This is a genomic window from Herbaspirillum sp. Her4 (assembly GCF_057961335.1).
Genome location: NZ_CM176330.1, coordinates 844430 through 865224, shown reverse-complemented (window position 1 = coordinate 865224; position 20795 = coordinate 844430). Strand labels below are relative to the sequence as shown.

Below are 20795 nucleotides of genomic sequence, written 5' to 3'. Positions count from 1 at the left end.
TGATTTGGTGCCGGTGCGCCTTCGATACGGCCTTCGGCCTACTCAGGACGAACGGGAGGAGGGGCATCCATCACTCCTTGGCAGTCCCATCTCCGATCCGTTCGACCTGAGTAGCCGCGCAGCGGCGTATCGAAGGACGCTCCGTCGTCACTCAGGCCGCCAGATTCACGCCCAGATAACGGTCCTTCACCCCATCATCGGCCAGGAAGGCGGCATTGCTGCCGCTGTAGACGATGCGTCCCTGTTCGACGATGTAGTGCCGGTCCGCCAGTTGCGTACACACTTCCAGATTCTGTTCCACCAGGATGATGGACATCCCGGTCGCCTTGATCTGGCGCAGCTGCGCCACGATCTCGTCCACGATCACCGGCGCCAGGCCTTCGACCGGTTCGTCCAGCATCAGCACGCGCGGATGCGTCATCAGTGCGCGCGCAATGGCCAGCATCTGCTGCTCGCCGCCGGAGAGCTGGCCGCCGCCATTCCTGCGGCGCTCCTTCAGGCGCGGGAAGATGGTGTAGACCTCGTCCAGCCCCCATGCGGATTCCTTGCGCGCGGCCATGGTCAGGTTCTCTTCCACGGTCAGCAGCTTGAAGATGCCGCGATGCTCCGGCACCAGGCACACGCCGCGGGCCGCGATCTTGTAGGAGGGCAGGCCGCTGATGACCTGGCCTTCAAACAGCACGCGTCCCTGCGCCGGCGGCACCACGCCGACGATGCTTTTCAAGGTCGTGGTCTTGCCCGCGCCATTGCGTCCCAGCAGGGTCACCACTTCCCCGGCATCGACCTGCAGCGACACGCCCTGCAGGATGTGGCTCTTGCCATAGTAGCCGTGAACGTCTTCCACTTGCAGGATCATGCTTTGCCTCCCGTGATCATGCTGCCGAGATAGGCCCGGCGCACGCGTTCATCGCTGCGGATCTCGGCCGGCTTGCCCTGCGCCAGGATCTGGCCCAGCTGCATCACCGTGATGCGGTCCGAGATATCCATCACGATATCCATGTTGTGTTCGATCAGCACCACCGTGTAGTCGCGCCGCAGTCCGTGGATGAGCTGTTTCATCTCGGCGATGTCGTCGATGCCCATGCCCGAGGTCGGCTCGTCCAGGAAGATCACCTTGGGCCGTCCGGCCATGGCCATGCCCACCTCCAGCCTGCGTTGCTGTCCATGTGAAAGTTCTGCACAGGCCCGCTCCGCCACCGCCTGCAGGGACAGGCGCGCCACCAGCTCATCGGCCAGTGTGCATGCGGCAGTGAACTGTTCGGCACGTTTCCAGGGATTGAGTGCGGCCAGCGGCGAACGCCCCTGCACAGCCAGCCGCAGGTTCTCGCGCACGCTCAGGTTGGGGAACAGGCTGGTCACCTGGAAGGAGCGCGCCAATCCCTTCTGCACCCGGCGATTGCCCGGCAGGTGCGCCACTTCCTCGCCCTCGACCAGGATGCTGCCCTCGGTGATGGGCGTGGTGCCGGTCAGGGTATGGAACAGCGTGGTCTTGCCCGCGCCATTGGGACCGATTACCGAATGCACGGTGCCGGCCTCGATGTCCAGCGTGATGCCGTTGACGGCGGTGAACTTGCCGTAGCGTTTGGTGACGTTGAGCGCTTGCAGGATGGGGCGGCTCATGAGTGCTTCTCCTTGGTCACGGTGGCGGCCTGTGGCGCGTCATCCTTGCGGCCGCGCGCGGCATCGATCAACTTCATGGCCAGGCCGAACAGGCCCTTCTGCATGTAGAGGCTGACCGCAATCAACAGCAGCCCCAGCAGCATCAGCCAGCGTGGCCACAGCGTGGAAAGCCAGTTGCCCACCAGCACATAGAAGCTCGCGCCCAGCACCGAGGCAAACAGGTTGCCGGTGCCGCCGATGACGGTCATCACGAGAATCGCTTCACTGGTGTGATATTCGATGTTGGACAGCGGTGCCACGCCGGTCATCATCGCGTGCAGACCACCGGCCAGACCGGTGACCGCGCCCGAGATGACGAAGGCCGCCAGCTTCAGCAGCCTTACGTCATAGCCCAGCGCCGAGGCGCGCGCTTCGTTTTCGCGCACCGCCAGCAGGGTCTTGCCCAGCACCGAATCGACCACGCGCTGCAGCAGCCAGAACACCAGCACGAACAGGATGGCCACCACCGTGTAGTACTGCCACGAGGAAGTGGTCGGCAGCAGCGTGAAGCCCAACAGAGAGAGCGGCGGACGCGGGATGTCCAGCAGGCCGTTGTCGCCGCCGGTCACGTCCTTCAACGTATAGGCGAGGAAATAAAACATCTGGGCGAAGGCCAGCGTGAGCATCACGAAGTAGGTGCCGCGCTGGCGGATCGAGAACCAGCCCACCAGCAGCGCTACCAGCGCGCCGCCCACGGCCGCCAGGGCCAATGCGGGCAGCAGCGCGAGTTTCAACTGCAGCAGCACCACGCCGGTGGTATAGCTGCCCACGCCAAAGAAGATGCCCTGGCCAAAGGACATCAGGCCGGTATAGCCCAGCAGCAGGTTGCAGCCCAGCGCGGCCAGGGCGAACACCAGCACTTCGGTGGCCAGCGTGCCTGAAGGCAGCAGCAGCGGCAGCAACAGCACCACGGCGGCGGCCAGCAGGGTGTAACGGAAATGCGCAATCTGTTTCATGAAAGCCTCTGTGCAGAAAACGTCAGGTGGCGTCAGGTGACGTAATGCGGCCTCAGGCCGCGCCGGGCCGGCCCAGCAAGCCATTCGGACGCAGCAGCATCACCGCCGCCATGGCCACATAGATCATCAGGTGCGCCCCTTCGGACCAGACCGTGCTCATCACGCTCTGCACGATGCCGACCAGGATGCCGCCGATGAGCGCACCCCAGAAGCTGCCCAGCCCGCCGACCACCACCACCACGAAGGCGATGCCCAGCGCCTCGACCCCCATGAAGGGATCAGCCCCGCGTATCGGTGCGGCCAGCGCCCCGGCCAGTCCGGCGGTGGCCGCCCCCAGGGCGAAGACCAGGCTGAAGATGCGCTGGATGTTCAGGCCCAGCAGGCTGACCATTTCGGTCGATTCCGACCCGGCCCGCACGATCGAGCCCAGGCGCGTGCCTTCCAGCACCCACCACAGGAGCAGCGCCATGACGGCGGTCAGGCCGATGACGAAGAGGCGGTACTTGGGATAGACAAAGCCGCCCCACATCACCACGCCTTGCAGCAGATCCGGCGGCGAGACATTGTTGCCCAGCGGTCCCCAGACCGAGATCACCGCTTCCTGGATCACCAGCGCCATGCCGACCGTGAAGAGGATGTGGAAGTGATGCGGCAGGGCATACACGTGGCGCAGCACGAAGCGCTCCACCACCCAGGCGAACAGGCCCACGGCGGCGGGGGCAATGAAGAGCGACCACCAGAAATCCAGGCCGCGGCTGGTGGCCTCGTAACAGAGATAAGCGCCCAGCAGGAAGAAGGCACCGTGAGAGAAATTGACGAAGCGCAGCAGGCCGAAGACGATCGACAAGCCCACTGCCAGCAGGAAGTAGAGCATGCCGATGCCCACGCCATTGGCGATCTGCAGCAGATAGATGTTCATGGAACCTCGTGAGAAGAACAAGGAAGTTCAGTCAAGCCAAATCACCGTTCGAACTGAGTAGACCCGCAGGGTCGTATCGAAGGCGCGCCGTCGTCAATACAGGGGAAGCCACGCCTTCGATACGCCGCTGACGCGGCTACTCAGTCCGAACGGAAAGGGGAGTGCCGGAATGCAGCATCCCATCAACGCCACATCACAGCTTGCACTGCGTCTTCTCCAGCGGCAGGAAGGACTTGCCGGAGGAAACGATGTCGGCATAGTCATTCTTGTTGGCCATCTTCGCCTTGGCCTTGCCCTTGAGCAGGTAGTAGTTCTTGATGACCTGGTGGTCGCCCTTGCGGATTTCCTCGGTGCCGGTCAGGCCCTCGTACTTCATGCCTTCCATGGCCGCGATCACCGCCTTGGGATCGGTGCTGTTGGCCTTGATGATGGCGTCCAGGATGATCTTGGTACAGATGTAGGAACCGGCCAGGCTGTAGTTGGGATCGATCTTGAGATTGTCGTTGACCAGCTTGACGAATTCCTTGTTGAAGGGCGAATCGATGGCGTGCCAGTACTGCGCACCGAAGTAGACGCCATCGCAGATATCGGCCCCGAGGGTTTCGAACTGTTCCAGTCCCGAGGCCCAGGCCATGAGGATGGTGCAGTTGTTCTTCATGCCGAAGCTGACCGCCTGGCGCAGCGTATCCGAGGATTGCGAACCGAAGTTCAACAGCAGCAGCACGTCCGGCTTGGCCGCCATGGCATTGGTGAGATAGCCGGAGAATTCCTTCTCGGTCAGCGAGTGGTAGCTGTTGCCCACGTGCTCGATGCCTTTTTCCTTGAAGATGTTCTTGGCCGCCGACAGCAGGCCTTCGCCGAATACATATTGCGGCGTGATGGTGTACCAGCGCTTGGCATTGGGCAGCTTCTCCAGCAGCGGACGCACGGTCTGTTCGATGGCCCCGAAGGTCGGTACCGACCAGCGGAAGGTGGCGCGGTTGCAATCGCTGCCGGTAATCTCATCGGCCCCGGCGGTGGTGATGAAGACCGCGCCCGCCTTGTCGGCTTCCTTGCCCATGGCCAGCGCTTCGCCGGAGAGGATGCCGCCGGCGAAGAAGCGCGTGCCCTTCTCGATGGTCTCCTGCATCTTGCGCACTGCCGTGGCGGGCTTGCCTTCGGTGTCCAGGGTCACGTAGCTGGTGCTCTTGCCGAGCACCTTGCCGTATTTCTGCAGGGCCAGCTTCATGCCCATGTCGGCGAACTTGCCGTTGGCGGCGAAGGGGCCGGACATCGGCACCGGACAGCCGAAGGCAATGCTCTCGGCCTGGGCAAACACATCGTGGTAGCTCAATGCGCCGGGTGCGGCCAGTGCGGACAGTTTCAGGAAATTGCGACGGCTGATCATGCTTGTTTCTCCCTCGAAGCTTACGATTGACAGATGACATCCATGGAATTGCGCAATGCTGCAGTACTGCCCGTCAACGCAAGTTCCATGCCCGTGCTTCCCGAAAAACTAAGGAAAGCCGGGCAGGGATGATTTGCATGGACGTGTGGAATCCTCCGCCACGAACCGGCGGAAAAGGGTGGGTCAACAGGGTCGCACCGTCTTGCGCAGCCGCTGCAATACGGGACGTGACAAGCCGTAAACGCTGTTCCAGCGCGCTTTTGCGCCGCATGGCGTGAGCCGTCATGGGGCTCCTCCTGCCGCTCCGCAGAGCGTGTCTCCAAATGTGGTTTGCCGTTCTCCCCGTGCTGCCGGTGTGTCTCCACCGGTCGTCCACGACGGTCTGGTTTTCTAAGGTTTGCTGCTTTTGGTGCAAGCCCGAAGTTCACTTCCTGTGCGCTGGGGACGGCTGATCGTTTCTGCACCGTGCCTGACGTTTTCTGCACCAACACCGTCTGGGCAGGGCGGGACAGGCCCTTCATGATACGCACCCGCCAAAGAAAAACGGCATGAAAAATTCATGCCGTTGATCCTGTTTATTTCATCTGCGGGAACGCGAATTCCGCACCGGCACTGGCCGTATTGGGCCAGCGCTGCATCACCGCCTTGGCCCGGGTGTAGAACCGTACGCCTTCCGGTCCGTACATGTGATGGTCACCGAAGAGACTGCGCTTCCAGCCGCCGAAGCTGCTGAAGGCCATCGGCACCGGCAGCGGCACGTTGACCCCTACCATGCCCACTTCGATCTGGCGCACGAACTCGCGCGCCACGCCGCCGTCACGGGTATAGACCGCCACGCCGTTGCCGTACTCGTGCGCATTGATCAGTTCGACTGCGCTGGCGATGTCCGGGCAGCGCAGCACGCACAGCACCGGTCCGAAGATCTCCTCCTTGTACACCGTCATCTCGGGCGTCACATGATCGAGCAGGGTGCCGCCGACGAAGAAGCCCTTCTCGAAACCCGGGACCTGGTAGCCCCGGCCATCCACTACCAGCGTCGCGCCTTCTTCCACACCACGGCCGATGAGGCCTTCGATGCGTTCCTTGGCAGCGGCTGTTACCACCGGGCCCATCTCGGCACCGGCGGCCATGCCTTCGTTGATCTTCAGGTTGCGTGCGCGCTCGGCCAGTGCGGCCACCAGCTCATCACCGGCGCTGCCCACGGCCACCGCCACCGAGATCGCCATGCAGCGCTCGCCGGCCGAGCCGTAAGCCGCACCCATCAGGGCATCCACGGCCAGCTGCATGTCGGCGTCGGGCATGACCACCATGTGGTTCTTGGCACCGCCCAGGGCCTGCACGCGCTTGCCCTTGGCCGAGCCACGGGCATAGATGTATTCGGCAATCGGGGTCGAACCGACGAAGCTGATGGCCTTGACCTGCGGATGATCGAGCAGGGCATCGACCGTCACCTTGTCGCCCTGGATGACGTTGAAGACGCCATCGGGCAGGCCGGCTTCCTGCAGCAGGTCGGCGATCAGCAGCGCCGCCGACGGGTCGCGCTCGGAGGGCTTCAACACGAAGCAGTTGCCACAGGCAATGGCGATGGGGAACATCCACATCGGCACCATGGCCGGGAAGTTGAACGGCGTGATGCCGGCCACCACGCCCAGCGCCTGGCGCATCGACCAGGCGTCGATGCCACGGGCGATCTGGTCGGTGTATTCCCCCTTGAGCATCTGCGGGATGCCGGCCGCGAACTCGACGATCTCGATGCCGCGCGCCACTTCACCCTGGGCATCCGAGAAGGTCTTGCCGTGCTCGCGCACGATGATGCGGGCGAAGTCGTCGGCGCGCTGCTGGATCAGGTGCAGGAAGCGGAACAGCACGCGGGCGCGGGTCAGCGGCGGGGTGTTGGACCAGGCCGGGAAGGCGGCCACACCGGCCTTCACTGCCGCATCGACCTCGTCGGCCGTGCCCAGCGCAACCTGCGCCACCGGCACGCCCTGCGCCGGGTTGAAGACATCGGCGTAGCGCCCGCTTTGGGTATCGACGCGCTTGCCGCCGATGTAGTGTGCAATCTTTTCCATGAATCTTTCTTGCGTCATTGCTTGGGTGAAGGGGATCAGGCCAGGGTCTTGAGGATGGCCGCCAGCTTGCCGAACAGTTCGTCGATCTGCTGCTTGTTGATGATCAGCGGCGGCGACAGGGCGATGATGTCGCCGGTGACGCGGATCAGGATGCCGTCATTGAAGGCGCGCACGAAAGCGTCATAGGCGCGGGCACCGACGCGGCCGGGAATGGAGGACAGTTCGATGCCGGCGATGAGGCCAATGGTGCGTACGTCGATCACGTGCGGCAGGCCGCGCAGGGCGTGCGCCGCTTCCTGGAAATAATCCGACACCGCTTGCGCATTTTCCAGCACGCCTTCGGTCTGGAACACTTCCAGCGAGGCCAGGCCGGCGGCGCAGGCCAGCGGGTGGCCGGAGTAGGTGTAGCCGTGGAACAGCTCGATGCCGTCCGGACCGTTCATGAAGGCGTCGTGGATCTCCTTCTTCACGAACACCGCGCCCATCGGCACCACGCCGTTGGTGAGGCCCTTGGCGGTGGTGAAGATATCCGGTTCCACATCGAAGTAGTCGGACGCAAAGGGCGTGCCCAGGCGGCCGAAGCCGGTGATGACTTCATCGAAGATCAACAGGATGCCGTGCTTGGTGCAGATTTCGCGCAGGCGCTTCAGGTAGCCCTTGGGCGGGATCAGCACGCCGGTGGAGCCGGCCACCGGTTCCACGATCACGGCGGCGATGTTGGAGGCGTCGTGCAGGGTGACCAGGCGTTCCAGCTCATCGGCCAGGTGCGCGCCGTATTCCGGCTCGCCCTTGGTGAAGGCGTTCTTTTCCAGGTTGTGGGTGTGCGGCAGGTGGTCCACGCCCGGCAGCAGTGCGGTGCTGAAGGTCTTGCGGTTGCCGCCGATGCCGCCCACCGACATGCCGCCGAAGCCCACGCCGTGATAGCCGCGCTCGCGGCCGATCAGGCGGGTGCGGGTGGCGTTGCCCTTGGCGCGGTGATAGGCCAGGGCGATCTTGAGCGCCGTATCCACCGCTTCCGAGCCGGAGCCGGTGTAGAACACGTTGGCGAAGCGGTTGCCGGTATAGGCCTTGAGGCGCTCGGCCAGTTCGAAGGCGCTCGGGTGGCCGAGCTGGAAGGAGGGAGCGTAGTCCAGCGTGGCCACGGACTTCTGCACGGCCGACACAATCTTGGGATGGGCGTGGCCCAGCGGCACGCACCACAGGCCCGCAGTGCCGTCCAGGATGCTGTTGCCGGCATCGTCGCGGTAGTGCATGCCTTCGGCGGACACCAGCATGCGCGGCGCGGCCTTGAAGTTGCGGTTGGCAGTGAAGGGCATCCAGTAGGCCGACAGGCTGGAGGGATGCGTTTGGTCTTGGCTGGACATGGCAGGCACCGTGAAAAAGGGAAATTTCTGGAAAAAACCGGGAGTGCTTGATTATTGCCAGACAGCGCCCGTATTGTTAGCTACACTTTTGATTTTCGCTGGAAACTGTATTGGTCTGTGGGGCAAACTGTATTGCTCCATTCGGTGAGAAGCATGTGCTGCGGTCACGCTGGCCGGTTCTTTGATATCCCTGTATTCACTGGGGATTCGGCCTGATTCAGGGGATTTGCAAGCAGCACTACAGTGACCAATACAGTTTAGTATTTCCGCTTACACTTTGGCTGTCGGGAGCAATGCAGTCACTCGCCAGCCGGATACACTCTCAGAAAGGACGCCATGGCCAAGCCCGCCAGCGCGCCGCTGCAACTGGATTTGAAACGCAAGACAGCCGCTCGCCTGGTGGAGCAGGTGACCGATGGCCTGGCCGGGCTGATCGAGTCTGGCGAATTGCGCTCCGGCGAGCGCCTGCCTTCGGTGCGCCAGTTCGCGCAGCATCACGACATCGGCTCTTCCACCGTGGTGGAGGCTTATGAGCAGCTGGTGGCGCGCGGCATGCTGCAGGCCCGGCGCGGGGCGGGGTTCTTCGTGGCCGCGCGGGCCGGGCAATCCGGGGCGCGTGCGGTGTTCGTCCCGCCCGAGCCGGTGATCGACTCGGCCTGGCTGCTCTCGGAAATGTTTGCCGATGAGCGCGTGCCCATCAAGGCTGGCTGCGGCTGGCTGCCCGGCAAGTGGCTCAACGACGAAGGCCTGCACCAGGCCGAGCGCCGCATCATCCGCTCGCCCGGTGCGCAGCAGGTCGGCTATGGCCATCCCTATGGCTACGCCCCGCTGCGCCAGCTCATCACGCAGTTTCTTGGCCACTGGGCGCTGGAGCTGGGCATCGAGCAGGTGCTGACCACGCATGGCGCCACGCAGGCGCTGGATTTGATCATTCGCACCATGACCCAGCCGGGCGATACGGTGATGATCGATGATCCCGGCTACTGCAACCTGATTGCGATGCTGCGCCTGGCGGGCTTGAACGTGATCGGCGTGCCGCGTACGCCTGGCGGGGTGGACACGGACATGCTGGAGACGCTGGCGCGCCAGCATCATCCCAAGATGTTCTTCACCACCAGCGTGCTGCAGAACCCGACCGGCACGTCCTACACGCCGGCCTGCGCCATGCGCGTGCTGCAGACGGCCGAGCGCTATGGTTTCTGGGTGGTGGAGGACGACATCTTCCGTGAACTGGGGCAGGCCACCGATCCCATGCTGGCTGCGCTGGATGGACTGCAGCGGGTGATCTACGTGGGCAGTTATTCCAAGACCATCGCCCCTTCGCTGCGGGTGGGCTATATCGCCTGCCAGCGCGAACTGGCGCGGCAGATCGTGCATACCAAGATGGTCTTGACGCTGACCAATTCGGAGATCAACGAGCGGCTGGTGCACAACGTGCTCACCGAAGGCCATCACCGGCGCCATGTGCAGACGCTCAATGCAACCCTGCTCAATGCACAGTCCACCCTGAACGCCAAGCTCACCGAAGTGGGCCTGACGCCCTTCACGGCGGCGCGTGGCGGCATGTTCAGCTGGGCCACCATCGAGGGCTGCGAACTGTCAGCGCGCGAGATCGCGGACCGGGCGCGGCAGAAGGGCATCTGGCTGGCACCGGGGGATTTCTTTCACCTGTCGGCACCGCACAAGACCAGCTTCCGCTTCAATGTGGGGTATGCGGATGTGCCGGAGTTGTTTGATTTCTTGCGGGGCTTGTAGGCTGCGCTAGGTGGAATGGGTACGCGGCCGCAGCACCCACCCCGTGGCCCCCACGATCAGCAGGCCGCCCATCCAGCCCTGCAGGGACATCTGTTCCTGCATCCACACCACCGCGATGAGCGCCCCCCACAGCGGCTCGCTGCCCATCAGCAGGGCCACCCGTGACGCACTGGTGCGTGCGGCCGCATGGTTCTGTACGAAGAAGGCCACGATGGTACACAGCAAGACCAGGAACGCCATCGCCCACCAGAAGGAGGCGCTGGCCGGAAGGGGCATCCAGCGCTGACCCGGCAGCACCGCCATGAGTACCAGCGATCCCGCCGTCATGACACCCATCTGCACCGCCGTCAGCGTGAGTGCCGGCAAGCCGAACCGCAGGCCTTGGCGGCGTGTCAGGCACACCATCACACCACGCAGGAGCGCGGCCACTACCATCAGTGCGTCGCCCCAGCTCAGGTGCGAGAGCGTGATGCCATCCTGGAATGCCAGCAAGGCAGCGCCCACAAAGGACAATGCGCACGCAATCAGCGCCGAACGCTCGGGCCGCTGGCCCAGCAGCAGTCACTCGCACCATGGTGTGAAGACGACGCACAGGCTGATCAGGAAGGCGGCATTGGAGGCCGTCGTCAACGAGACGCCGACAGTCTCGCAGATGAAGATGGCCAGCAGGACCATACCCAACACGAGCGCCCCCGCCAGAGATCTCTTCCACGCGGGAACGGAAGTGATGCTGCGCAAGGCAGGTGCCAGCAGGAGAAACGTCAGGCCAAACCGCAGCACCAGGAACTGCAGTACCGGCAACTGCTCCGTGGCGGTTTTTGCGGCGCTGTAGCTTCCGCCCCAGATCACGGCGACCAGCAGCAGCGCCCATTCAACAGGATTGAGTCGCAGCAGGGTTGCCGGCCGGGTGGGAGCGTGCAGCAGGGAGGTCTTGTTCATGAGGTCTCATCGTGGCGTTGGGCGGAGCTGGTGTATTGTCTTGGGACCGATGAGACCTGACTAGCCAGGAACGAAGAACAGGAGTTGTGCCGCATGAGAACAAATGAGTTGGCCGAGGTACTGCATGAGCTGGTCACGTTCGTGCAAGTGGTGGACGCCGGCAGTTTTTCGGCAGCGGCCCGTCAGCAGGGCATGACGCCCTCGGCCGTGAGCCGCCAGGTGGCCCGTCTGGAAAAGATGATGGGCGTGGCGCTGTTCCAGCGCACCACCCGCCAGTTGCGCCTGACCGAAGCCGGACTGGACGTGCTGGAGCACGGACGCAAGATGCTGGCCGCCGCACGCGCCACCGTGCAGGCGGCCGAAGGCCATGCCGGCACGCCCAGGGGGCTGGTCAGGATGAGCGCCCCCAAGGCCGTCTCCCGCCATCTGCTGCAGCCGGTGCTGCTGCAATTCCTGGCCCGCTATCCGGACGTGGATGTGCATCTGATGGTGGTGGACCGGCTGGTCGATCCGCTGCGTGAAGGTGTCGACCTGGTCATCCGCCTGACCGATACGCCACCGCCAGGGATGGTGGCGCGGCCATTGCTGCCGGTCAGCCAGTGCCTGCTGGCGAGCCCGGATTATCTTGCAAGCCGTGGCGCGATCCATCACCCGGAAGACCTGATGAGCCATAGTTGCCTCACGCTGGGGGAGGAGGAACGCGATAATCGCTGGCGTTTCCTTTCCGGCACCCAGGCGGCAGAGATCATCGTGACTGGACGATGTGCGGTCAATCACAGCGAAATGCGGCTGGCGGCCATTGAAGCGGGCCTGGGCGTGGGGTGCGTGCCGGATTTCGTGGCCAGGGAGTCCCTGGCGGCCGGGCGTGTCGTCCGCCTTTTGCCGGAGTGGACTGTCGATAGCAACTATCAGGGCGTGGCCTATTTGCTCTTTCCGGCGTCGCGCCATATCGCGCCCAAGATGCGGGTGCTCATTGATTATTTGGTGGAGGCGTTGCAGGCGCGCGCCACGGATCAGGAGACGGCTTGAATGGACACCGCGATCATGCTCCGGACATCTCGCCTGACTCTGAGTTCACCGTCGCATCAGGATGCGCCGGAATTGCTTGCCTACTATGTGCGCAACAGACTCCACCTGAAACCGTGGGAGCCGGAAAGATCCGGCAGCTTCTTTACCCTGGACAGCATGGAAAAACGTATCCACGACATGGCCTGCGCAATGGACGCCGGACAGGCATTGCACCTGGTCCTGCGCGACAACGCGACCGGTGCCATGGTGGGCGAGTGCGGATTCACCAATATCGTCCGCGGCCCGTTCCAGGCCTGCCATCTCGGCTTTTCGCTCGATCACGCAGCGCAAGGCCGGGGCCTGATGCAGGAAGCCCTGTCGCAGGCCATCGGCCATGTCTTTTCGCAGCTTGGCCTGCATCGCATCATGGCCAACACGCGCACCGAGAACAGGCGCAGTCAGGCCCTGCTGCAGCGCCTGGGATTCCAGCAGGAAGGGCATGCGCGTGACTATCTGAAGATTGATGGCCAATGGCGGGATCATGTCCTGCATTCTCTGATCAATCCGGCGGACGCGGTGGCTCCTGTCGAGTCGCTGTCGAGTTGATGCGCCAATACGTTCGATGACGCGATATAGCATCGTCTTGCGCCACGAAAGTTCTAACCTGGCTTGGCCGACCATGCCTGCTCCAGTCCGATTTTCGATAAGATGACGGCCATCCATTTTCGCAGACCCCAAGTTCTGGTCGTTCCAGAGGAGTGTCGACATGCTTAATCGGGATCAAGAGGAAATTGAAGCCTGTCCCAAATGCGGTACCCATGACCAGGTCCGCAATAAAGCCATCCTGATCGGTCGTGCAAGTCCAGCGGTCCTGTTTGCAGAAGAGCGGGCGGGATATCGACGCAGAGATCAACTCGCGGTGGATGAGTGCGATCCGGAGAAGATCGCTGAGGCACCGTTGGAGCAATTTTTGGATGGTTACTATTGCGCTGTCTGCGATCTCGGGTTCGTTCCTGATATTCGTCCTATGCCAAGGATTTCAACCATGACGTTTTCTGCACCAAGCCCCATCCGCGCCGTCGTCTTCGATTTCGGCGGCGTGCTCTTCGACTGGAACCCGCAGCACCTGTATCAGCAGCTGATCGCCGACGAGCAGCAGCGCAACCATTTCCTCACGCACATCTGTTCGCCCGACTGGAACGTACAGCAGGACGGCGGCCGCACGCTGGCGGACGGGACGGCGGATCTGGTCCGGCAGCATCCCGAATACGAAGCACTGATCCGCGCCTTCTACGGTCGCTGGACCGAGATGCTGCGCGGCCCGTTGCCGGAGGGCGTAGCGCTCTTGCGCGAACTGCATGCGCAGCAGGTGCCGGTATTCGGCCTCACCAACTGGTCGTCGGAAACCTATCCGCATGCGCGCGACCACCACGATTTCATGCAGTTGTTCCTCGATATCGTGGTCTCGGGCGAGGAGCGCTGCATCAAGCCCGAGCCGCGCATCTACCAGATCGCATTGGAGCGCTATGCACGTCACCTGCCGGGCCTCAAGCCCGAAGAGCTGGTCTTCATCGATGATGTGCAAAAAAATATCGATGGGTGCCGGGCGCTGGGATGGCGCGGTATTCATCACGTGGATGTGACTGCTACACGGGCTGCATTGCGTGCGCTTGGTGTGCCGTGTCAGCTGTGACGACCATCAGGCAATCGCAAACACTTCCACCACACCACTGAGCCGCCGCGCCTGCGCCTGCAGTGCCTGCGACGCTGCTGCGGCCTGTTCCACCAGCGCCGCATTCTGTTGCGTGACCTGATCCATTTGCGAGATCGCATGGTTGATCTCGTGGATCCCCTTGCTCTGCTCGGCGCTGGAATCGCTGATGGCCCCGATCACCGACACCACCCGGTCGACGCTGGAGACAACATTGCTCATGCTCTCTCCCGCCCGGTTGACCAGCGCACTGCCGCTGGCGACCTTGTCCACCGAGTCGTCGATGAGCGTCTTGATCTCCTTGGCTGCCGATGAACTGCGTTGCGCAAGGCTGCGCACTTCCGACGCCACCACCGCGAAGCCACGACCTTGCTCGCCCGCGCGCGCGGCTTCCACGGCTGCATTCAGGGCAAGGATGTTGGTCTGGAAGGAAATGCCGTCGATGACGCTGATGATGTCCACGATCTTTTTGGACGAGTCCTCGATGGCCGCCATCGTCATCACCACATCCTTGACCAGCTGTCCGCTCTCGGCGGCCACCACCGAGGCTTCGGTGGCAAGCCGGTTGGCTTCGCCGGCGCTGTCGGCGTTCTGTTGCACCGTCGCCGTCAGCTGTTCCATCGCCGAGGCCGTCTCTTCCAGCGAGCTGGCTTGCTCTTCGGTGCGCGAGGAAAGGTCGAGATTGCCCGCAGCGATCTGGCTGCTGGCCGTTGCAATGGCATCCGTGCCGGAGCGGACTTCCCGCACGATCTCGCGCAAGCCGGCGTTCATGCTCTTCATCGACATCATCAGGCTGTTGGGAAGACGGCTGTCGGCATCCACCTCGCTGCGCAGGTCGCCTTGCGCGATCCGTGCCGCCAGCGCAGCGGCCACCGCCGGTTCTCCACCCAGCTGGCGCAGTACGCTTCTGGTGATGAGCACGGCAGCCACGATGCCGCTTGCCAGGGCCAGTACACCAAGTGCGATCAACAGCCTGCGCGCGGCCACATAGACGGCCAGCGCCTCGTTTTTGGCATCGTCGTTGAGCTTGTCTTCGAATGCTGACAGCTCGGCCAGCGCCTTGCGGCGTTCTGCCTGCATCTTGCCCAGCGGACCGTCCAGGATAGGCTTGAGTTCTTCACTCTTTTGCGCCTTGGCCAACTCGATCAGGCCCGAGACGACGGGCAGAATTTCCTTGGTCATCTTCTGGATCGCCACGAGGGAATTCTTTTCGGTCTCGGTGGTTTCTTGCAATTCCGTAAAGAGCTTGGCCAGTGCCGCTTCCGCTTGCGCATAGATGGTGATCTGCCGTTGCAGATTGTCGGCGTTGAGTTTCATGTCTTCCGGGGTCGTCGCCAGTCCGATCCCGCGCGAGGCCAGCGACTGCTCATAGGCCGCTGCACGCATGGTCGAGAGATGCAGGATCTCCACATTGTTGACTTCGGTGATGGACAGCAGTTGCTGGTTCACATCATCCAGTTTTTTCAGCGAGATGCCGACAATCAGAAGCATGAGCACGAGCACGCCACCAAAGCCGAACTTGAGGCGCGAAGAAACCGTCAGACGGGTGAAATCCATACACACTCCAGTGAACACTTGCAGTTATTCGTAGTACGTTCCCGACGCCACCCCATGCAGGCAAGGGTGGACGATGTGGCGTTCTGATGCCACAGGCAACGTCGGGAAGTGCGGATCTTGATTCAGTGGAGTTGGGCGATTCCTGTGGGAACGCCGCCCGCCGTGAACTAAGGATGAAGACAAGGGATGCTGTTCTTTTCCCGGCGGGCCGGCCGCCTTCCCCGGGAAAACCGCACACTGTAGAGCAAACGCGCTTGTTTGATTAGCACCGAAAACTTAACGGCAGTCTTCAGAAAAACCGCCCAATGGACGGGCTGCGTCAAGCAGGGAAGTGTGCCAGGACAAGATTGGACGGGGGCAGAAGAAGGATGCGATTGCGCCGTGACACGGCGGATCGGCAACCAGAGGAGGGGGCGAGGAGAGACAGAAGGTGCCTGCCGCGCAGGCTTGCGTGCGGCAGGTTTTGTCGGAGGACTGGACGAACGCCGGGTCAGTCGCAGCGGCCGGTCTGCAGATCACATTGCGCCAGCCCGTTGTCGGCTGCCGCAACGGCCGCGCCCGACGAGGCCGTTTCTTCACGCAGATAACTCGCCCACTCTTCCGGCTGCCCCAGCCAGCGCCCGGTATCAAGCACTTCCAGCGTATCGCCCCGCTGCAGCACGAAGGTCGGGAAGCCGCGTCCGCCTACATAGTTGAGCAATTCACGGCTGGCCTCGATGTGATTGGCCAGTTCTTCCTGTTCGATCCGCTGCATTTCGCCAGTGAAGGCAGCGGCCTCGATGTCCAGCGTCTGCGCCAGTTCGACCAGCGTCGCCACTTCGGAGATGCGCCGCCCTTGCTGGTAATGCGCACGCTGGATCGCTGCCAGCATGTCCAGTCCTGCGGCCTCGCCCTTGAGCGCCTGTACCGCCAGCACGGCCGCAATCGGCGGGGCCGAGTCGAAGACCGCGTCGGTATCACGCAGCAGACCGTTGAAGTAGGGTTCCCCGAATGCTTGTCCGGTCATCTGCGCGATGCGGTGATCGTGCGGCATCACGTAATCGCGCAGCTGGGCATCGACGCGGCGACGATTGCGGCCGGCCATCATGCCGCCTCCATGCGCCTGCACCGGCAGCACTGCGCGGGCCGCCGCCACCAGCGGCGCGGCACCGTAGCACCAGCCGCACAGCGGATCGTGGATGTAGTGAAGCACGGTGTCGTGCGGGGCGGCGGGGGTGGTCATGATGCGTTTTCCTCTTGAATGAATCGGCACAGGGCCTGACGTTTTCTGCACCGTCAGGCCCGTCAAGCTTAGTGGATCAGTAGCCTACCGTGAAACGGGCACGCACGTGCTTCGGTTGTTCCAGCTCGTCCAGCAGGGCCACGGCGTAGTCCTCGTAGGAGATCCAGCTCTTGCCATCGGCACCGACCAGCAGTGCATCCTGGCCCAGGCGGAACTGGCCGGTGCGCTCGCCGGCGATGAACAGCGCCGAGGGCGACAGGAAGGTCCACTCCAGCTCGGTCTCTTCACGCAGGGCATTGAGGAAGTCACGGCCACCGGATGCCTCGGGCATGTATTCGGCGGGGAATTCCGGGGTATCGATGAGCGCCTTGCCCGGTGCGATTTCCAGGCTGCCGGCACCGCCGACCACGGCCAGACGTTTGACGCCGGCTGCCTTCAGGGCCGGCAGGAGGTCGTCCGCACCGAAGGCAGTAAAGCGGCCACTGGAGACGACCACGTCCGCGCCCTTGATGGCGGTGGCCAGGGCGGCCGCGTCCTTGACGTCAGCCGAGACGGCAGTCACGCCGGTACGCTGGGCGATCTTGCCGGCGTCGCGGGCAATGGCGATGAGGTTGTGGCCGCGGCGCAGGGCTTCGTCCACGATGCGGGTGCCGACGTTGCCGGAGGCGCCGATGAGTGCGATTTTCATGGTGTTTCCTTTCTGATGGAGAGGGAGGACAAACAGCTTCGGATCAATGCAGTTCAGATCAGGGCCACTTCATTTCGCCCTTGATGACCTTGGCGGACAGCTCCAGCGAGCCGGTATCGCCCAGGTCAGGATAACGCTGCTTCATGGCGGCGATCAGGGCATTGCCATCGGCGGCCTTGGCGGCTTCCTGGTCGAAGGCCTTCAGGTAGTCGCGGGTGAAACGCACCGAGGCGATATCCAGCGGCGCACCGGCGGCATAGTGGCCGGGCACGACGACGGCCGGCTTGAGCTTCTCGATGCGCCCCAGCGTGCCGAGCCAGTCCAGGCGCGACTTCATGCTTTGCGTATCGGCCACCCATACGTGGATGTTGCCGGCCACCACCACGCCGCCAACCACGGCCTTGAGCGAGGGAATCCAGACGAAGCTGCGATCTGGCTGCGGGCCGTCCAGGCCGACGATTTCCAGCTTGCGGCCTTCCAGCGTCAGCGTCTTGCCCTTGAGCACTTCCGGCGTGATGGTGGCGCGGGGCGCGTTGTCACCCAGCTTGGGGCCCCAGTAGGCCAGCTTGCCGGCAGCCGTTTCCTTGATGTGTTCCACGGTCGGCGCGGAGGCCACAATCTTGGCGTCCGGGTAGGCGGCGTGCAGGGTTTCCAGGCCGAAGTAGTAATCCGGGTCGCCGTGGCTGATGTAGATGGTGGTCAGCTTCTTGCCACTGGCGCGGATCTTGTCCACGACCTGCTGCGCTTCGCGCTGGCCGAATTGCGCATCGACCAGGATCGCTTCGCGCTCACCCGTGACCAGCACCGAGCTGACCGGGAAGATGGCTTCTTTGCCGGGATTGTAGATGTCGAGCTTGAGCGGTGCGGCAGCCTGGACGGCCGCGCCCGAGAAGGCCAGCAGGCCGGTGACAGCGATGGCCAGCAGGGGACGCAGCAGGCGACGGGTGGAAAACATGGCGACTCCGGAAAGAGGTGGATGGGTGTCAGGAGCCGCCATCATAGGATCGCTTTTGATTTCGAAAAACAGCATAATCGATCACAGTTTGTTTCTGAAATCGTTCAAATGAAAAAGGGGCCCCGATGGATCGCCTGATGGCCATGCAGGTTTTCGTGACGGTGGTGGATGGCGGCAGCCTGTCGGCGGCGGCCGAGCAGCTGGACTTGTCGCGGCCGGTGGTGTCGCGCTACGTGGCCGAGCTGGAAGACTGGGTTGGTGCGCGCCTGCTGCATCGGACCACGCGGCGGCTCTCGCTCACGCCCGCCGGCAATGAATTGCTGCCGCGCTGCCGCCAGATGCTGGAGTATTCCGAGGACATGCGCCATGTTCTCGATACGCCCGATGAAACGCCGCGCGGGCTCCTGCGCATTACGACCAGTACCTCCTTTGCGCAGACCCAGCTGATCCAGGCCGTGGTCGAGTATGGCCGCCGCTATCCGGGGGTGGCAGTGGACTTGCTGGCGCTGGACCGCACCGTGAACCTGGTGGAAGAACGCATCGACCTGGCCATCCGCATGACCAACCGGCTGGAACCCAATCTGATCGCGCGTCCGCTGGGGGTCTGCCACTCGGTCATTTGCGCCACGCCGGATTACCTTGCGCGCCATGGCATGCCGCGCAAGGTCGAAGACCTGGCCTTGCACAATTGCCTGACCCATTCCTATGTGGGGCGCAGCCTGTGGCAGTTCGAACCGAAGAAGAAAAAAGCCAGGGCTGGCAAGGGCGCTGCCGCCGCGAAGACGCAGACGAAGAAGCAGACGCAAAGCGTGGCGGTAGGCGGCACCATCAGCGCCAACGAGGTGACGGTGTTGCTGCAGGCGGTGCTGGCCGGCGTGGGCATCGGCCACATGCCGGCCTATACGGTGGCTCCGCTGGTCGCCAGCGGCCAGTTGGTGCAATTGCTGCCCGATTACGAGCCTTTGCAGCTGGGCATCTATGGCGTCTATGCCTCGCGCAAGCACATGCCGGCGACCTTGCGCACGATGCTGGATTTCCTGGCGCAGCGTTTTGCGGGCCTGCCGTTCTGATCAAGGGTGATCAGGGCGTGATGCTCAGCAGCTTGTGCACCAGTTCGGAGGAGGTAGATGCGGCGAACTTGCGCATCAGGCGGGCGCGATGCATTTCCACCGTGCGCGGGCTCAGTTCGACCTGGCGGGCGATGAGCTTGCTGGTCTTGCCTTCCACCAGCAGTGCGGCGATCTCGCGTTCGCGCGGGGTCAGGCCGGGGGCGATGGGACGTTTTGCACTGACATCCTCAAAGGTCCAGATACCGGCCGCGTGCGGGTTGTCGCGGTTGAGCGCATGGCCGGTGACGTGGCACCAGAACATTTCATCGTTGGAGCGCTTCATGATGCGCTCGTCCGAATAAAAACCTTTTTCGTTGAGGATGGGCACCAGGCGCAGGCCGGTGCGTTCGAATTCGTCGGCGGTGGGGTAGATCTCCTGGAAGGAAGTCTGGCGCAGCGCATCGACCTCATAGCCGAACATGTCGGCCATGGCCAGGTTGGCCTGCTGGATCACGCGATTGTGCGAGACGCACATGCCGATGGGCGCGTGCATGAAAACCTGTTCGAAATCGATGGGGAGTGGCTGGGTCATGAGTTGCTGCAATGGTTGGCTGGTCCCTCGCAACTGGCGGGACCGTCTGTCTGACGGTACCATGCTGCATTGCGCCAGGTATTTTTACCGTATTGTATGGCCTATTTCAGCTGCCCTATGATAATTGGCGCTATTTGGAGCCGAACGGGGCCCGGCGACGTCTGCGGACGTTGCGCAAGAGAAGCCCCTGCGCCCATCCCTGTTGAAGCCGGCATGTCCGCCGGCCCGCTTGCAACCCTGCTCGCAAGACAAGAGCCGAAAGGAGACTCGTGAACAAAGTGTATCCAGACGCGGCCACCGCGTTGAAAGACATCGTCAAGGACGGTCAGACCATTGCGGTCGGCGGCTTTGGCCTGTGTGGCATCCCCGAGGCGTTGATCGCCGCCCTGCGTGATTCGGGCGTGCAGAACCTGACCGCCATTTCCAACAACGCCGGCGTCGATGGTTTCGGCCTGGGTCAGTTGCTGACCACCCGCCAGATCAAGAAGATGATCGCTTCTTACGTGGGCGAGAACAAGGAGTTCGAGCGCCAGTACCTGGCCGGCGAACTGGAACTGGAGTTCACCCCGCAAGGGACCCTGGCCGAAAAGCTGCGCGCCGGTGGCGCCGGCATCCCCGCGTTCTTCACCAAGACCGGTGTGGGCACGCTGGTGGCCGAAGGCAAGGAAGTGCGCGAGTTCGACGGCGAGCGCTACGTGATGGAACGCTCGCTGGTGGCCGACGTGTCGCTGGTGAAGGCACACAAGGCCGACAAGGCCGGCAACCTGGTCTTCAACAAGACCGCGCGCAACTTCAACCCCAACGTCGCCATGGCCGGCAAGGTCACCGTGGTGGAAGTGGAAGAACTGGTGGAAGTGGGCCAGCTCGATCCGGACCAGATCCACACCCCCGGCATCTTCGTGCATCGCATCGTGGTCAATGCCACGCCCGAGAAGCGCATCGAACAACGCACCGTGCGCGCATAA

20 protein-coding genes are annotated in these 20795 nt (G+C 63.1%); 6 read left to right on the top strand and 14 right to left on the bottom strand.

Annotated features, from left to right (window positions below):
• Nucleotides 1–151: 151 nt before the first annotated feature.
• The 7 genes from ACWFUC_RS03995 to aptA form a co-directional block, all read right to left on the bottom strand.
• A complete protein-coding gene (locus ACWFUC_RS03995; RefSeq protein ID WP_034340657.1) occupies nt 152–856 on the bottom strand; it encodes an ABC transporter ATP-binding protein in 705 nt (234 codons plus the stop codon).
• A complete protein-coding gene (locus ACWFUC_RS03990) occupies nt 853–1620 on the bottom strand; it encodes an ABC transporter ATP-binding protein (RefSeq protein WP_489624173.1) in 768 nt (255 codons plus the stop codon). Before ACWFUC_RS03990 ends, ACWFUC_RS03995 begins: the two co-directional genes overlap by 4 nt.
• Nucleotides 1617–2615, bottom strand: coding sequence for a branched-chain amino acid ABC transporter permease (locus ACWFUC_RS03985; protein ID WP_489624172.1), 999 nt, complete (start codon nt 2613–2615; stop codon nt 1617–1619). Before ACWFUC_RS03985 ends, ACWFUC_RS03990 begins: the two co-directional genes overlap by 4 nt.
• 52 nt (nt 2616–2667) lie before the next feature.
• Nucleotides 2668–3534 carry a branched-chain amino acid ABC transporter permease gene (locus tag ACWFUC_RS03980; protein WP_034340650.1) on the bottom strand — a complete coding sequence of 289 codons (867 nt, stop codon included), beginning with the start codon at nt 3532–3534 and terminating at the stop codon, nt 2668–2670.
• Between the two features lie 193 nt (nt 3535–3727).
• Entirely contained in the window at nt 3728–4921 is a 1194-nt protein-coding gene (locus tag ACWFUC_RS03975; RefSeq protein ID WP_121041230.1) for an ABC transporter substrate-binding protein, read from the bottom strand.
• Nucleotides 4922–5496: 575 nt separating this feature from the next.
• Nucleotides 5497–6990: a CoA-acylating methylmalonate-semialdehyde dehydrogenase gene (locus ACWFUC_RS03970; protein WP_121041228.1), complete on the bottom strand. Its 1494-nt coding sequence runs from the start codon at nt 6988–6990 to the stop codon at nt 5497–5499.
• 35 nt (nt 6991–7025) lie between these two features.
• Nucleotides 7026–8354, bottom strand: coding sequence for an omega-aminotransferase AptA (gene aptA / locus ACWFUC_RS03965; RefSeq protein WP_204726776.1), 1329 nt, complete (start codon nt 8352–8354; stop codon nt 7026–7028).
• 336 nt (nt 8355–8690) lie between these two features.
• Between aptA and ACWFUC_RS03960 the strand changes: the two genes are divergently transcribed.
• Complete coding sequence (locus ACWFUC_RS03960) at nt 8691–10109, top strand: aminotransferase-like domain-containing protein (RefSeq protein WP_121041224.1); 1419 nt, start codon at nt 8691–8693, stop codon at nt 10107–10109.
• Nucleotides 10110–10115: 6 nt separating this feature from the next.
• On the opposite strand, the gene ACWFUC_RS03955 is transcribed toward ACWFUC_RS03960, so the two are convergent.
• Nucleotides 10116–10601 carry a DMT family transporter gene (locus tag ACWFUC_RS03955; RefSeq protein ID WP_489624171.1) on the bottom strand — a complete coding sequence of 162 codons (486 nt, stop codon included), beginning with the start codon at nt 10599–10601 and terminating at the stop codon, nt 10116–10118.
• 69 nt (nt 10602–10670) lie between these two features.
• Nucleotides 10671–11048, bottom strand: a complete 378-nt coding sequence (locus ACWFUC_RS03950; RefSeq protein ID WP_489624170.1) for an EamA family transporter — start codon at nt 11046–11048, stop codon at nt 10671–10673.
• Between the two features lie 93 nt (nt 11049–11141).
• Between ACWFUC_RS03950 and ACWFUC_RS03945 the strand changes: the two genes are divergently transcribed.
• The 3 genes from ACWFUC_RS03945 to ACWFUC_RS03935 all read left to right on the top strand — a co-directional run bounded on the left by ACWFUC_RS03945 (nt 11142) and on the right by ACWFUC_RS03935 (nt 13749).
• Nucleotides 11142–12077: a LysR family transcriptional regulator gene (locus tag ACWFUC_RS03945; RefSeq protein ID WP_489637447.1), complete on the top strand. Its 936-nt coding sequence runs from the start codon at nt 11142–11144 to the stop codon at nt 12075–12077.
• A complete protein-coding gene (locus tag ACWFUC_RS03940; protein ID WP_489624167.1) occupies nt 12078–12662 on the top strand; it encodes a GNAT family N-acetyltransferase in 585 nt (194 codons plus the stop codon).
• A 439-nt stretch (nt 12663–13101) separates the two neighbouring features.
• Nucleotides 13102–13749 carry an HAD family hydrolase gene (locus ACWFUC_RS03935; RefSeq protein WP_209569535.1) on the top strand — a complete coding sequence of 216 codons (648 nt, stop codon included), beginning with the start codon at nt 13102–13104 and terminating at the stop codon, nt 13747–13749.
• Nucleotides 13750–13755: 6 nt separating this feature from the next.
• Here the strand turns inward: ACWFUC_RS03935 and ACWFUC_RS03930 are convergent, their stop codons facing one another.
• From ACWFUC_RS03930 to ACWFUC_RS03915, 4 genes are all read right to left on the bottom strand, one after another.
• Entirely contained in the window at nt 13756–15324 is a 1569-nt protein-coding gene (locus tag ACWFUC_RS03930) for a methyl-accepting chemotaxis protein (protein WP_489624166.1), read from the bottom strand.
• A gap of 490 nt (nt 15325–15814) precedes the next feature.
• Complete coding sequence (locus tag ACWFUC_RS03925) at nt 15815–16546, bottom strand: DsbA family protein (protein ID WP_489624165.1); 732 nt, start codon at nt 16544–16546, stop codon at nt 15815–15817.
• Between the two features lie 76 nt (nt 16547–16622).
• Entirely contained in the window at nt 16623–17234 is a 612-nt protein-coding gene (locus ACWFUC_RS03920) for an NAD(P)-dependent oxidoreductase (protein WP_039783000.1), read from the bottom strand.
• Between the two features lie 58 nt (nt 17235–17292).
• The gene (locus ACWFUC_RS03915) at nt 17293–18189 is read right to left on the bottom strand and encodes an MBL fold metallo-hydrolase (RefSeq protein WP_489624164.1); all 897 of its coding nucleotides are present in this window, start codon (nt 18187–18189) and stop codon (nt 17293–17295) included.
• 125 nt (nt 18190–18314) lie between these two features.
• Between ACWFUC_RS03915 and ACWFUC_RS03910 the strand changes: the two genes are divergently transcribed.
• A complete protein-coding gene (locus ACWFUC_RS03910; RefSeq protein WP_489624163.1) occupies nt 18315–19259 on the top strand; it encodes a LysR family transcriptional regulator in 945 nt (314 codons plus the stop codon).
• A gap of 10 nt (nt 19260–19269) precedes the next feature.
• Here ACWFUC_RS03910 and ACWFUC_RS03905 read toward each other — a convergent pair whose 3' ends face one another.
• A complete protein-coding gene (locus ACWFUC_RS03905; protein ID WP_034340603.1) occupies nt 19270–19830 on the bottom strand; it encodes a PAS and helix-turn-helix domain-containing protein in 561 nt (186 codons plus the stop codon).
• 269 nt (nt 19831–20099) lie between these two features.
• On the opposite strand from ACWFUC_RS03905, the gene ACWFUC_RS03900 reads away from it, so the two are divergent.
• The gene (locus tag ACWFUC_RS03900; RefSeq protein WP_013236556.1) at nt 20100–20795 is read left to right on the top strand and encodes a CoA transferase subunit A; all 696 of its coding nucleotides are present in this window, start codon (nt 20100–20102) and stop codon (nt 20793–20795) included.